At 60.1% G+C, this 13,867-nt stretch carries 13 protein-coding genes; 4 read left to right on the top strand and 9 right to left on the bottom strand.

The genetic code is table 11. The annotated features are described in order from the left end of the window. Positions 1–30 precede the first annotated feature (30 nt). From EGY12_RS17120 to pckA, 4 genes are all read right to left on the bottom strand, one after another. A complete protein-coding gene (locus EGY12_RS17120; protein WP_123894733.1) occupies positions 31–1,473 on the bottom strand; it encodes a glycoside hydrolase family 32 protein in 1,443 nt (480 codons plus the stop codon). Further along, positions 1,470–2,729, bottom strand: coding sequence for an MFS transporter (locus tag EGY12_RS17125; RefSeq protein WP_123894734.1), 1,260 nt, complete (start codon positions 2,727–2,729; stop codon positions 1,470–1,472). The genes EGY12_RS17120 and EGY12_RS17125 overlap by 4 nt, the downstream gene beginning before the upstream one ends. Before the next feature lie 168 nt (positions 2,730–2,897). Beyond that, entirely contained in the window at positions 2,898–4,202 is a 1,305-nt protein-coding gene (locus tag EGY12_RS17130; RefSeq protein WP_123894735.1) for an MFS transporter, read from the bottom strand. Between the two features lie 226 nt (positions 4,203–4,428). Then, a complete protein-coding gene (gene pckA, locus EGY12_RS17135) occupies positions 4,429–6,048 on the bottom strand; it encodes a phosphoenolpyruvate carboxykinase (ATP) (RefSeq protein WP_123894736.1) in 1,620 nt (539 codons plus the stop codon). 432 nt (positions 6,049–6,480) lie between these two features. On the opposite strand from pckA, the gene EGY12_RS17140 reads away from it, so the two are divergent. After that, positions 6,481–7,824, top strand: a complete 1,344-nt coding sequence (locus EGY12_RS17140; protein WP_123894737.1) for a 2-hydroxycarboxylate transporter family protein — start codon at positions 6,481–6,483, stop codon at positions 7,822–7,824. A gap of 227 nt (positions 7,825–8,051) precedes the next feature. Here EGY12_RS17140 and EGY12_RS17145 read toward each other — a convergent pair whose 3' ends face one another. Next, complete coding sequence (locus tag EGY12_RS17145; RefSeq protein WP_004931526.1) at positions 8,052–8,261, bottom strand: hypothetical protein; 210 nt, start codon at positions 8,259–8,261, stop codon at positions 8,052–8,054. A 157-nt stretch (positions 8,262–8,418) separates the two neighbouring features. Between EGY12_RS17145 and EGY12_RS23390 the strand changes: the two genes are divergently transcribed. After that, positions 8,419–8,574 carry a hypothetical protein gene (locus tag EGY12_RS23390; protein WP_172962933.1) on the top strand — a complete coding sequence of 52 codons (156 nt, stop codon included), beginning with the start codon at positions 8,419–8,421 and terminating at the stop codon, positions 8,572–8,574. 37 nt (positions 8,575–8,611) lie between these two features. Here EGY12_RS23390 and yniD read toward each other — a convergent pair whose 3' ends face one another. Next, positions 8,612–8,704: a small membrane protein YniD gene (gene yniD / locus EGY12_RS23475; protein ID WP_016928013.1), complete on the bottom strand. Its 93-nt coding sequence runs from the start codon at positions 8,702–8,704 to the stop codon at positions 8,612–8,614. A gap of 335 nt (positions 8,705–9,039) precedes the next feature. Between yniD and EGY12_RS17150 the strand changes: the two genes are divergently transcribed. Next, positions 9,040–9,432, top strand: coding sequence for an ASCH domain-containing protein (locus tag EGY12_RS17150; protein ID WP_004931522.1), 393 nt, complete (start codon positions 9,040–9,042; stop codon positions 9,430–9,432). A 4-nt stretch (positions 9,433–9,436) separates the two neighbouring features. Further along, on the top strand, positions 9,437–10,036 hold the full coding sequence (locus tag EGY12_RS17155; RefSeq protein WP_123894738.1) for a hypothetical protein: 600 nt from the start codon (positions 9,437–9,439) through the stop codon (positions 10,034–10,036). A gap of 55 nt (positions 10,037–10,091) precedes the next feature. Here EGY12_RS17155 and EGY12_RS17160 read toward each other — a convergent pair whose 3' ends face one another. The 3 genes from EGY12_RS17160 to EGY12_RS17170 all read right to left on the bottom strand — a co-directional run bounded on the left by EGY12_RS17160 (position 10,092) and on the right by EGY12_RS17170 (position 13,866). Further along, complete coding sequence (locus tag EGY12_RS17160; protein WP_004931517.1) at positions 10,092–10,331, bottom strand: DUF1480 family protein; 240 nt, start codon at positions 10,329–10,331, stop codon at positions 10,092–10,094. 135 nt (positions 10,332–10,466) lie between these two features. Next, on the bottom strand, positions 10,467–11,399 hold the full coding sequence (locus tag EGY12_RS17165) for a spore coat protein U domain-containing protein (protein WP_123894739.1): 933 nt from the start codon (positions 11,397–11,399) through the stop codon (positions 10,467–10,469). A 19-nt stretch (positions 11,400–11,418) separates the two neighbouring features. Then, positions 11,419–13,866 (bottom strand): fimbria/pilus outer membrane usher protein, encoded by a 2,448-nt coding sequence (locus EGY12_RS17170; protein ID WP_371415431.1) that lies wholly within the window; start codon positions 13,864–13,866, stop codon positions 11,419–11,421. Position 13,867 lies beyond the last annotated feature (1 nt).

Raw genomic sequence — 13,867 nt, forward strand, 5'->3', positions numbered from 1 at the left:
GCGTCGCTGCGCGCCCGGTGCTCATTCCCATTATCCCCAGATGCTTGCCAACCGCCATCCTGTGATGGGCTCGAACTGTGCCTGGCCGCCTTCGGCAAACAGGCTGAGGTGGCGATCGCCCGCCGTCGGATAAATTCGGCTGGTTAGGCAGGCCTGCCCCTGATTGACGAAGATCTCCAGCGATGAGCGGTCAATGAAGATCCGTAGCGACAGGCTGTCATCTTCTGGCAGCGGCACGCTGCGGCAGGTGCACAGGGCTCGGTTTTCATGAAAACGTTCCAGCACCAGCCGGTGCGCCTGATTGTCGACGAACAGCCGTGCCGCACTCCCGATGGCCAGCCCGTAACGCTCGGCGTCGTTGTCGGCCGGTCTCAACGTCAGGGTGAGTTCCTGCACGTCGTCCGCTAGCGGCAGATGCTGATTGGTCAGCGTCTGTGCCAAAAACGTGTGCGATTCTCGGCGCAGCGCCGTGAGTTCACGAGCCGGGTTCATGCGGACACTGCCGTCGGCGGCCAGCGTCAGCTCACGCGGTAGGGTGAGGGCGCCCGCCCAACGGTGTGCCTTGCTGGGCATTGGGGATTCCCACATATCCATCCAGGCAAACAGCAGCCGACGGCCGTCGGCGGCGGTGAAGGTCTGCGGCGCATAGAAATCGTGGCCGGCATCCAGTTCGCAGAAGGGTTGGGTCACCCTAAAGTCGCTGTCCGGCCGCCAGTGGCCGAGCAGATAGCCGCTCTGGAAGCGATTGCGGTAGCGATAGCCCTGTGCCGCCAGCCCCTGCGGTGAAAACAGCAACAGGTGTTGTTCCCCCAGCGGGAAGAAATCCGGGCATTCCCACATATACCCTTGATGCGCCGCCTGCGCGCCGGCCAGCACCCGGTCGAAGCGCCAGGCGCGCAGATCTGCAGAACGGTACAGGCGCACCTGGCCCAGGCCGTTTTCTTTGGCACCGACCACCAGCCACCATTCGCCGTTCTCGCGCCAGACTTTCGGATCGCGAAAATGCTGAATGCCGCTCGGCGGGGCCAGCACCGGCCCGTGCTTGACGAAGCGTATGCCGTCTTCGCTGGTGGCGAGACATTGCACTTCCCGCACCTGGCTGTCGTCGCCGGGCTCGCCCAGCCACACGTGGCCGGTGTAAATCAGCGTCAGCACGCCGTTGTCGTCCACAGCGCAGCCGGAAAAGCAACCGTCTTTGTCATAGGGCGCATCGGGTGCCAGGGCGATGGGCTGGTGCTGCCAGCGGATCAGATCGCGGCTGGTCGCGTGCCCCCAGTGCATGGGGCCCCAGTGCTCGCTATAGGGGTGATGCTGGAAGAAGGCATGATAGACGCCGTCAATACAGATCAGGCCGTTGGGATCGTTGATCCAGCCGGCGGGCGGCGAGAGATGAAACTGCGGGTAGTAATCGTCTCGGCGCTCTGCGCGCAGGGCTTCGACCGCATGGTCGGCTTGAGCTAAGGCAGTGTTCATTGGACAGACTCACTTGATTTAATGGCGGATTGAAAGGGGACTGCGTTGGCGGAACGTTCGCCGCGCAGCAGGAAACAGGAAACAAGCGTCGTGACGGCGACCGCGCACCCCATCAGCAGATAGGTGTCGGCAAAGCCGATGCGGTCATACCCGTAGCCTGCCAGCGGCGACAGGAAGCTGGCCATCACCTGGGTGATGAACTGAAAGCCCACCAGGTAAAGCGTTGAGGAGAGGCGACTGTCGAAGCGGCTGGCGATGTATTTGAAGATAGCGATCAGCAGGATCGGCAACTCTACGGTGTGCAGCAGTTTCATGGCGGAGATCATCAATGCGCCGCTGACCAAGCCTGAACCGAACATGCGCAGCGCCATCACGCCACCGGCCAGCAGCAACCCCTGTTTGGCGCCGATGCGGTTCACCAGCAGCGGCGCCAGGAACATGCCGCCGGCTTCGAGGAAGACCTGCAGCGAGTTGAGGAAGCCGTACATCTCGTTGCCCTGTTCGCGAGAAGCGAACTGCGAGGCGAAGTAGACCGAAAATTGCTGATCGAAAACGTTGTACACGCTGATACCGAGTACAAACACTACCAGCGCCCAGAAGCCCGGCATACGCAGCAGCGCCAGTGCATCCTGTAGCCGCAGATTTTCCGGTTTGCCGAACGCCAGGCCGGCCATGGCGTTCGGCTTCAGCTCGCGCACCTGGCTGAGCAACAACAGGAATACCACGGCGGCGGCGGAGGCCAGCCAGAAATTGATGTTGGGATCGATATTGAAGATAAAACCGGCCAAAAAGGTGGCGCTGGCCCAGCCGAGCGATCCCCACATGCGGGCGCGGCCGAATTCGAAACCGCTGATGCGGCTGACTCGCTCGGTATAAGATTCCAGCGCGCCGATGCCGGCGAAGAAGGTGGCGCCGATAAATACCCCTCCGACCAGCGCGCCGAGCGGCAGGCTGCTCGCCAGCAGCGGGGCGTAAACGTAGATAAAGAATGGGCCTGTCAGCAGCAGCATCACGCCGAGAAACTGCAGCAGGTGCTTGCGCAGCCCAAGTTTGTCCTGAATAAACCCGTACAGCGGCTGTGCGCACAGCGCCACCAACGAGATAGCGGAGAAGATCAGGCCGGTTTCGGCGCCTTTCAGGCCGATCTTCTGATTTAGCCACAGCGAGATCAGCGAAAAGCTGGAAGACCAGGTGAAGAAAAAGAAGAACAGCAGGCCGCTGAGCAGCACGTAATATTTTTTAGTTTCGCGGTTCATGGGTAGGGCCCCGGTGAGTGAAGTTAACTCTATTGTTAACGTTAACTTGAAAGGGGGTGAAGCCAGCAGATATCACGCGTGCGATGTTAATCACAAAAGTTAACGTTAACATTTATGCCTTGTGATCGAGGTCACGAGTTGGCAAGGGGGCGATGCGCCCCCGGAGGATTAACGTTCGTTCAGCGATCGTAGATGATCGTCGCGGCGCAGCGTCATCAGCGCAAACAGGCTGACCACCGAGGTGGCAACTACGTAATAGGCGGGAATGTCGATATTGCCGGTCTGTTTGATGAGGCCGGTGATAATCAATCCGGCCGAGCCGGAGAACACCGCATTGGACAGCGAGTAAGCCAACCCCAAACCGGTATAACGCACCCGGGTCGGGAACATCTCCGCCAGCATCGCCGGGCCGGGACCGGCCAGCAGGCCAACCACGGCACCGGCGATCATCACCGCCAGCCCTTTGGCCCACAGTGAACTTTGCGCATCCTGCAACAGGTGCAGCAGCGGGAAGGTGAACAGGATCACCGCCGCCACCGCCGTCAGCATCACCGTTTTACGCCCGAGTTTGTCGCTGATCATGCCCGCCGGCAGAATGGTCAGGGCGAAGCCGACGTTGGCCAGCACCGTCGCTACCAGCGCCTGCTGGAAGGTGGCGTGCAATGAAGTTTGCAAATAGGAAGGCATCACCACCAGGAAGGTATAGCCGGCGGCCGACCAGCCCATCATGCGGCCGATGCCGATCAGAATGGTTTTCACCACGCCGCCCAGCTTCGCCTCAGGCGGCGCGGCGGCGTGTTCCGCATGTTGCTGCGCCTGGGTGAACGTGGGCGTTTCCTCTAGCTTGAGCCGCAGCCACAGCGCCACGGCGCCCATCGGCAGCGCCAACAGGAAGGGAATGCGCCAGCCCCAGTCATGCAGCTGCTGCGCGCTGAGCAGCGCGGCCAGCAGCGCCACCAGCCCAGCCCCGGCGAGCAGGCCGAGCGCGACGGTCAGCGATTGCCAGGCGCCGAACAGCCCACGCTTGCCCTTGGGGGCGAACTCGGTCATCAGCGACACGGCGCCGCCGAATTCACCGCCGGCGAACAGCCCTTGAAACATGCGCAGCAGCGTCAGCAGCAGCGGGGCGGCGACGCCGATTGAAGCATAGGTCGGCATGACGCCGATCAGCGCGGTGGCCAGTGTCATCAACAGCAGGACCGCAATCAGCGTCGGGCGACGGCCGATGCGGTCGCCGATGCGGCCGAATATCACCGCGCCGATCGGCCGGCAGAAAAACGCCAGCGCGAAGGCGGCGTAGGTGAGGATCAGGCTGGTGATTTCATTTTCACCCTGCAGCGTGAAAAAATTGGCGGCGATAACGGTGGCCAGGAACCCGTATACCCCGAACTCGTACCATTCGATAAAGTTGCCGACCGAGCCGGCCAGCAACGCCTGACGCGAGCGACGCGCGTCGAGAGTCTGTTGATTCATCCCCGTTCCCATTCATTTGAATTATTGTTCGTCAGTTCTAAATTTATACGACAAAACAATCAATTGATTTCAGCGGGAACTGTGAGGCGCGATTCACCAGAGCAGCGGCGCCGGCTCGCGGCCGGACGTGCTGGAAACGACGCTGCGTTGTTGATGCCGGGTTTGCTGGGGAAACAGGAAAACAAAAAAGGGCCGACGAATCGGCCCTTGAACGGAGGGGCGCGGTTTACAGTTTAGGCCCGGCATTCACCAGTTTTTCGCCCGCCGGGGTGACGGTATATTTGGCGAAGTTATCGATAAAGCGCTGCGCCAGATCCTGCGCCTTTTCCTGCCACAGCGATTCGTCGGCGTAGGTTTTGCGCGGATCGAGAATCGACGGATCGACGCCCGGCAGCGCGGTCGGCACGTTCAGCCCGAAGATTGGCAGCGTGAAGGTCTCGGCCTGTTCAATGTCGCCATTCAGAATGGCGTCGATGATGCCGCGCGTATCTTTGATCGAGATGCGTTTGCCGCTGCCGTTCCAGCCGGTGTTGACCAGGTAAGCCTGGGCGCCGGCGGCCTCCATGCGTTTCACCAGCACTTCGGCGTACTGCGTCGGATGCAGCGTCAGGAACGCGGCGCCGAAGCAGGCGGAGAAGGTCGGCGTCGGCGCGGTGATGCCGCGTTCGGTGCCGGCCAGCTTGGCGGTGAAGCCGGACAGGAAATGGTACTGGGTCTGCTCCGGCGTCAGGCGCGATACCGGCGGCAGCACGCCGAAGGCGTCGGCGGTCAGGAAGATGATCTTGCGCGCGTGTCCGGCTTTGGACACCGGCTTGACGATGTTCTCGATGTGATAAATCGGGTAGGAGACGCGGGTGTTCTCGGTTTTGCTGGCGTCATCGAAGTCGATGCTGCCGTCGGCGAGCACGGTAACGTTTTCCAGCAGCGCATCGCGGCGGATCGCCTGATAGATTTCCGGCTCCGCCTGCGGCGACAGCTTGATGGTCTTGGCGTAGCAGCCGCCTTCGAAGTTGAACACGCCGTCGTCGTCCCAGCCGTGCTCGTCATCGCCGATCAGCTGGCGCTTCGGATCGGTGGAGAGGGTGGTCTTGCCGGTGCCGGAAAGGCCGAAGAACACCGCCACATCGCCTTGCTCGCCGACGTTGGCCGAGCAGTGCATCGAGGCGATGCCCTTCAGCGGCAGCAGATAGTTCATGATTGAGAACAGGCCTTTCTTCATCTCGCCGCCGTACCAGGTGCCGCCGATCAGCTGCATGCGTTCCGTCAGGTTAAAGGCGACGAAGTTCTCCGAATGCAGCCCTTGCTGCTGCCAGTCCGGGTTGGTGCATTTGGCGCCGTTCATCACCACGAAGTCCGGCTCGAAGTCCGCCAGCTCTGCGTCGCTCGGACGAATAAACATGTTTTTCACGAAGTGCGCCTGCCAGGCCACCTCGGTGATGAAACGCACTTTCAGGCGCGTGTCGGCGTTGGCGCCGCAGAATGCGTCCACCACGAACAGACGCTTGCCGGAGAGCTGGTTGCCCACCAAGGTTTTCAGATGCTGCCAGACTTCGGGCGAGAGCGGCTGGTTGTCGTTCTTGCCGGTGCCGTTGTCCGACCACCAGACGGTATCGCGCGTGGTGTCGTCGCGCACGATGTATTTGTCCTTCGGCGAGCGGCCGGTGAATTCACCGGTCGCGACGTTGACCGCACCCAGTTGGGTGAGGGTGCCGCGTTCCAGCGGCGGCAGGTCGGCGCGGGTCTCTTCGGCGAACAGCAATTCATAGCTGGGGTTATAGACGACGTCGGCGGCCTGATGGATGCCGTAGCGAGCGAGGGTTTGTGGGGTAACAGCGCGTGAAGACATATTCTACTTCCTTATGAGTCATATTATGCCTCTTTCCCGTGCGGTGCCGCGCGCAGGATTAAGGTTCGGATCAAGCTGACCGGATTCAGCTAATGCGTTTCCGGTTCTTTATTAATAAAACAGGGGGATTTATTGCCCTCCTATAGCATAGCAGCGAATTTAAACTCGATTACTTTAATTACAAAACGCTGACGATAATTAATTAAATTCAACCTTGGTGGGGGCTCACAATATTGAATTCTGCCAGCGTAATTTAGTTTTGCATTTTTATTTTTTATCATATCGTCATGGCTGTCTACTGTTTTATTTCTTATTAGAAAAAGCGAAATCCACAATAGGATTTTTCGTAATCATTTGTTTTTGCTTGGCTATGGCAGGAGCGTTGCGCCAGGTGAATCTAACCGTACTGTACGCTTGTCAGCAGGGTGAATAATGAAACAGATAAATGCAGAACTGACCTGTGATAAAAATGCGGCATCGTCCGAATCCTCAGGGTTAATTAATCAAATTCGTCAAATAGATATCGGCGCGGTACCGATCGCGTTGTTTATCACGATTTGCGCGATCGTGGCGATTTCCGCCTACGCCAACTTCCTGCCGAAGAATATGATCGGCGGCCTGGCGGTGATAATGACGCTGGGTTTTGCGCTGGCGCAGTTGGGAAAAAGCATTCCCGTGCTGCGCGATATCGGCGGGCCGGCCATTCTGTGTTTGATGGTGCCGTCGGTGCTGGTCTATTTCAATGTCTTGCAGCCTAACGTCATGGGCACCGTTCATCTGTTGATGAAAGACGCCAACCTGCTGTATTTCGTCATCGCCAGTCTGGTAGTCGGCAGCATTCTCGGCATGAACCGGGTGATTCTGATCCAGGGGATGATTCGCATGTTCGTGCCGTTGGTAGTGGGCACGATCACGGCGGTGATCACCGGGCTGCTGGTGGGCAAGCTGTTCGGTTTTACCTTCTATCACACCTTCTTCTTTATCATCGTGCCAATCATCGGCGGCGGCATCGGCGAGGGGATTTTACCGCTGTCGTTGGCCTATTCGGCGATCCTGGGATCGACGCCTGACGTCTACGTCGCACAGCTGGCGCCGGCGGCGGTGCTGGGCAACATCTTCGCCATCGTGACCGCCGGGGTGCTTGCGCGCATCGGCATGCAGCGCAAGGCGCTGAGCGGCGACGGCATGCTGATCCGTTCGGCACAGGAGAACGCGATGTTCGCCATCAAGGAGCAAAGCGGCAACGTCGATTTTCAACTGATGGGGGGCGGGCTGCTGGTGATCTGCGCCTTCTTCATCGTCGGTGGTCTGTTCGAACACATCGTGCATATTCCCGGCCCGGTGCTGATGATCCTGTTCGCGGTGTTGTGCAAGTACTGTCGGGTGATCCCGGCCTCGATGGAAACCGGCGCGCACAGTTTCTATAAGTTCGTCTCCACGGCGTTGGTGTGGCCGCTGATGATCGGTCTGGGCATGCTGTATGTGCCGCTGGAAAGCGTGGTGGCGGTGTTCTCGGTCGGTTATGTGGTGGTCTGTGGCTCGGTGGTGCTGTCGATGGGGCTGGTTAGTTTCCTGATTGCGCCTTACCTGAAGATGTTCCCGGTGGAAGCGGCGATCGTCACCTGTTGTCACAGTGGTTTGGGCGGCACCGGTGACGTGGCGATCCTGTCGGCGTCGAACCGTATGGGGCTGATGCCGTTCGCCCAAATCGCCACGCGCATCGGCGGTGCTTCCACGGTCATTGGCGCGACGCTGCTGCTCGGTTGGTTAGTCTGAGTCCAGAGTTTCTTATGGATAGCCGGGGTTGGATTGCCCCGGTTTTTTTATGCGTTTTTTGCTAATCCCATATAGGCCTGATGCAAGCAACAAAAATAGGGCGTTTTGGATAAAAACCCGACAATTCCTATTAATTCCGTCATATTAGCGTGACATAGTAGCGCGCAGAGGGCCGGGCTTGCATACCTCGGGCTTCTGTCGAATCGCCAACCTTTTCGGTTGGCGATTCATTTTCCGCCTTTCAGCATGTTGATGGCGGCGCCGAGCAGAATGCGCCGCTCGATATCGTTGCTGTCCGCCAGCTGTCGCGCCAGATGTTTTTCCAGCGTTTCCACCGACAGCGCTTCGCCGCGATGGCGCAGCTGCATCACGCCGTCGCCGATCAGGCGTGCGACCTCATCCCATACGGGTTTAATCTCCTGTTCCGAGAACGTCATGGCCTACCTCGGTTGGTTGATTTTTGCCCAATGTAGCAGTTGAGCTGCGGCTTCGCTACCGGCCGTCTAAAACAGGAAGCATAAAAAACAAGCCATCAGTATTTCTTCTGGTTTTTACGCTCAATACTTGCGGTGTCGAAAAGCAGGAGAACACATCATGAACTGGGTCGAAACCTTGGCGGAGTACTACCGCCTGAGCCGCACGGGTGAAACGCAGCATTGGCTGTGCCGCCGCTGGTTACCGCAGGGGGAGGCGCGTCTGGCCTATTTGCGGGAGTTGCTTGAGCCGACCGCGGTGCCGCAGCGACGGTGAACAGGACGCCGGCGCTTGGCCGGCGTCGCTTTGCGGGTTAGCCGAACGCTATCGCCGCCCAACGCAACAGCAGCAACGCCAGGCAGATCAGCAGGAGCACTACGACCATTTTACTGAGTTTGTTGCCCATGCGCTTTGTTGCCACGTTGCCCCCTTAACTGAGGTACCACCCGCCGGCGAGGGTGATGAGGAAAAGCGTCACCAGGGCGACGCCGTTGAGTAAATCGCTGAAGGTATCGTCAGCATCGATGTCGTCTTGTCGCATATTGCCGCCTGGCGGTTGCCATTGGGTGAATAATGTTCACAGTATGCGCCCGGTTGCGCGGCAGGCACAGCGAAGAACGGTAAAAACTCGTAAAGGCGGCGGTGGCGGAACGCGCAGTCGCGCCTGCGACGGATGCAGACGGCCGGTAATACGTTGTACTATCCTGTCTGCATTGATGCATTTTTCCAAAAGGTATAAACATGGCGACGGCAATTCCTCAGAAATACGAACACCTTGAGCGCTGGGCGTTCGGCGACACCGAGCAGCAGGCCGATGAAGTGGTGCAATTGATCCTCAATGGCACCAAAACGGCCACCTGTTCCAACCTGGACGGCGAAGGGATCCCGCAGGCCGGCGATCTGTTCCTGGTGGTGGACGGCAAAGGTGAACCGGTCTGCGCGGTTGAACTGACCGCAGTGGAAATGAAAACTTACGATCAGGTCGATGAAGCGCACGCCTTTGCCGAAGGCGAGGGCGATCGTTCGCTGGCGCATTGGCGCAAAGAGCTGCAGCGCTTCTTCGAAGAGTACGATTTGTTCTCGCCGGATATGACGCTGGTGCTGATGAATTTCAAAGTCGTCGATAAGTTCTAAACGGATGCGCGCCGTTCCCTACGAATGCCAGTGGGCGAGCCCAGAGCTGGCTGCCGATCTGATCGCCGGCCGCGCTACGCTGGCGCAGGACGAGAATTGGGCGCGCAGCGGCGCCCGCGATCGGGCGGAGTACGTCGAGTGGGCCAACCATGTGTGCGGCATGGCCTGTCTGAAAATGGTGCTGGGCCACCGTGACGGCGAAGCGCCGCCGCTGCTGGAGTTGGCGCGGCGCAGCCTGCCTTACGGTGCCTATGTGCGCGAGGGGGAGCGGATCAAAGGGCTGATTTACGCGCCGTTCGTCGAGTATGTGCGCGAGCAGTTTGCGCTGCAAGCGGAGGTGAAGGTGGGGCTGGAGGCTGCCGATGTGTCGGCGCTGTTCAGCGTATGCCGCTACTTTATCGCCTCGGTGCACCCTTCCATTCGCCGGCCCGAGAGCGTGCCGCCGCAGCGGGGTGGGCATCTGGTGTTGATCACCGCCGCCGATGCGCAAAGCGTGACCTTCCACAACCCTTCGGGCGACAGCCCGGCGACGCGCGAGCGGGTACAACTGCCACTCAGCCGCTTCGCCCCTTTCTTTGCCGGCCGCGGCATCGCCATCGCATAAAAAAACGCGCTGTTTCCGATGAAAGCAGCGCGTCGTCAGCAGGCCTGGCGTATTTTCATGCCAGCCGCATCACCCAGGCGTCCGCCTGTCGATCGTAGTGCTGCTTGTACAGCAACGACTGTTTGCCATCAAGGATCGCCGGAATGCTGGTGTGTTCATCCCAGCCGTCGAGCTGCATACACAGATCCGGATCGGACTTGCAGGGAATGCTCAGGGTGCCGGCGCGGTCGGCGCCAGCGTGAAGATGCGCGTCATCGACCTCGAAGCTGCCAATTTTTACGACGGTTTTGCTCATGGGAACTCCTTGCTCAATGATGTGGTAGGAGGTTAGACCAGTAAGGCCATCGGTATGAGCATAGTCAAATGAGCAAAAAATGCCACATAAAAAATACATTCTGGCAACATTCTTCCTGAGCGGCTAGCGGCCAGGCTAATAGGTCACGACATAGCTGACGTTATCCTGATAGGTACCGACCGGCACTTCGGTCTGCGCCGGGTTGATGGCGGCGGTAAAGGGAATGCTTTGCGCCAGGCCGGTGCCGGTGCCGCTTTGCGCGTTGGTGCTGCCCCACACGGTGCTGGTGTTGGGCAGGTAGATCTGATACTGCAGGAAGTTGCTGGTGCCGCTGAGCATTTGCCGCCAACCGGTGATGGGGTTGTTGCCGTTGGTAAAGTAGGAGCTGTATGACTGGGATTTGGTGCAGGTCAGGGTGATGCTCTGGTTGATCGGGTTGAATTGCCCCACCAGCGCCATGCTGCCGAAGTTGACGTTGTTGGCGGTATTGATCAGGCAGCTTTTGGTGATGACCGCGGTGACGGTCACGGTGCTGGGTTGGTTGGTGCCGTCCCACCAGATGCACAGCCCTATCAGGCCCAGGCCGCAGATATGGTAGTTCCACACCAGGTTGATGGTGTCGGTGTAGGTGCCGGCGCTAACGTTCGCCCCCGCCACGGTTTTGATGTACACCGGAAAGTTGACGTTGGAAGAGATCAGGATCAGCGACAGCAGGTTCAGCGAGCTGTAGTCGATGGTCTGGCCGACGCTGTAGGGGTACTGGTAGTTGGCATCCGGGTAGATGAGATAGGAAATTTTATCGCCGGAGCCGTTGCCGTTCAGCAGGGCCATATTGTTGGTGGTGGAGGCGATCTTGACCGTGACGGTGTTTTGCGTCAACAGATTGAGCCCCAGCCCGGTACAGTTGAGCCCGGCGGTCCCCTGGGCGCTGATCTGGCCATTGTAGACGGCGAAGGAGTTGCTACTGGGCAGGGTCACCGTGCCGTTGGTGGTGGCGCAGTCTGCCAGCGCGCGTTGCCCGCACATCAGCAGCAACGCCGCCAAAAGAATTTTCACTTGCCGATACATCGTTCTTCTTCTCCGTGTGTTATTGGCAGACGAGGGGACCGACGCGCTGTAGCCCCTGCGGATTGGCCAGGCTGAAGCTGACCTGGCACGGCGCGCCGCCGTCGGCCGGGATCACGCTCAGCCGGTTGTGCTGCTGCACCGGGTCGATATAGGTCATGCCATCCCACCCGACATAGCTTTGTTGATTGCTGCCGATCACCGCCACCTGGCTGCCGTTGGCCAGCGGTTTGCCTTGCGTATCGACCAGCTCCACGTCGGCGGCGGAAAGGCGCTGGACGGGGAATTCGACCAGGTAGCCGCTGTGATCGCGAATGGCGACGGTTTTTTCTACCGACGGCAAATTGACGTCCGCCGGCAGATTGAGCGGATCAATCTGGAATTTGGCGTGGTAATACGAAGTGACGGTGGGCACCAACAGGTAGCCTTTGTCGTTGGTGACGCCGATGCGCTGGTTCTCGTAGCTGACCGGAATGCCGGCGTAGCCGTTGGTCGAAACCAGGGCAAAGGCGTCGTTGATGGTGTTGGTGGCGTATACGCCGCCGTTCATCGCCACCAGCGAACCGCTGACTTCGCCCCAGCGGGTGTAATCGTTACGGTTGCCGTACAGCCCGGCGCGGGTTTCCAACAGCGAGGTGCGCCAGGTCAGATCCGCCTGGCGGTAATCGCTGTCGCTGCCTTGACCGCCGGCGTAGGCCAGGTTCCAGCCGAAACCGCCGTCGGTCGGCGCGGCGCGGCTGTAGGCGACGCGTTCGCTCCAGCGGTTGCCGGCGTCGCGGGCGGTACTGACGTTGGCGGTGCCCCAGGCATCGAACGGAATGCTGATCTGCAACTGCGAGCTGTAGCCGTCGCCGCTGATCTCGCGGTTCGCCGAGGCATACAGGCTGATATTGCGCCACAGCGTCAGGCTGTACGACAGGTTGACCAGGCGGGTGCGTTGGCCGATGGCGTCGCGCACGTCGAAATAGCCGGCACCCAGGCTGCCGAAGCGGTTCAGGCCAATGCTGCCGGTCAGTTGATCGGTGCGGCGGCTCAGGCGGTAGCTGCTCTTGTAGGTGGAGAGGTCGCCGAAGTCCGCGCTGCGCAGTACCCGTTGGGCATTGAGGCTGAAATATTGGTTGCTGTAGGTATAGCTCAGGCTGGTCTGATCGCCGTGGCGGCCGGTGTACTGATAAACCGGCCCGGCATCCGGTTGCTGTACCGGTTGGCCGGTGATCGGATCGTAATAAAGGGGCGTGACCGGCGGGGCATTGAAGGCATCGCTGCCCGCCTGGCTGTAACTGTAGGAGGCGTTGAGTACCCCTAACTGCCCCAGGCGCACGCCCGCGCCGGCGCCGGTGACCGCCAGCTCGGCAGCGCCTTCCGCCCGCCCTTCGAGCGTCAACCAATCAGTGACGCCGTAACGCCCACTGCCGCTGGCCACCCATTGGCCGTAGTCTGCAGAACGGTAGCCGTAGTTTTGGCGCAGCGCTCCTGCCGACAGGCTGAAATCGCTCAGCCCGGCCTGCAACAGCGAGCTGGCGACATAGAACGGCACCGTGGTGCTGATCTGGCGGCCGAGCGCGTCGGTGGTGACCACCGTCGCCTGGCCGGCGCCGTTGATGTAAGGCACGGTATTCAGGGTGAACGGGCCGGGGTTCACGCTGACGGAAGTATTCTTATAGCTGTTGATGTAAAGATCGACGCTGCTCGGCACGGCGGCCTGGCCGGAGAACTGCGGCAGCGGATAGGTAATCAGATCCGGCCGCGTGGCGAAGTTGCGCGCCACCTGCAGGCCACCGATGCGCACCGAACTGGTCCAGGGCAGCGAGCCGGTCGTGAGATCGCCGGCGGTATAGCTGAGCATGGTGTCGTCGTCGCTGTAGCGCCAGCTGCTGTCGTAGCGGATATAGCGATTGTTTTGCTGCGCGGCGGTCTCGCCGTTGAAGCTGCTGCGGAAAATGCCGGTATTGGCGATAACGCCGAAGCCGTCGAACAGCCGTTGTTCGCTCCAGGCGGAGAAATAACCCGGATTGCCGCGGCCGCCGCTCTGGCTGACGTAGGCGTCGTAATTCAGCAAGAAGCCCAGGCTGCTTTGCGCCGGCAGACGTTGTTCCGGATTGGCGTCGCCAAAGGTTTGCTTGGGCAGCCAGTCGTTGGGCACCGAGATCAACAGCTGCTGCGTTTCGCCACTGTAGGTGACGTCGACCTGGTCAAGTTGATCGACGGCGATCTCTTTCGCCTGCTTGTCGGCCACCGGCAGACCGGCATCGCTCAGTTGCTGCGGCGTCAAATAGTAGTGGCCGCTGCGGTAGATGACCGGCACCACTTTACCTGTCTGGCGGCCGTTCACCACTGGCTCCAGATACAGCGTGGTGTCCGGCATGCTGATGGCGCGGGGCGGCGGCGGCAGATCGTCGGCGGCGGCGTGCGTGGGCCACAGCTCAACTGCCATGCAGAGTATGGCCAGGGCCAGCGGCTTGAGCTGCATG

The organism is Serratia sp. FDAARGOS_506 (assembly GCF_003812745.1).
In the GTDB taxonomy this organism is placed as follows: Bacteria; Pseudomonadota; Gammaproteobacteria; order Enterobacterales; family Enterobacteriaceae; genus Serratia.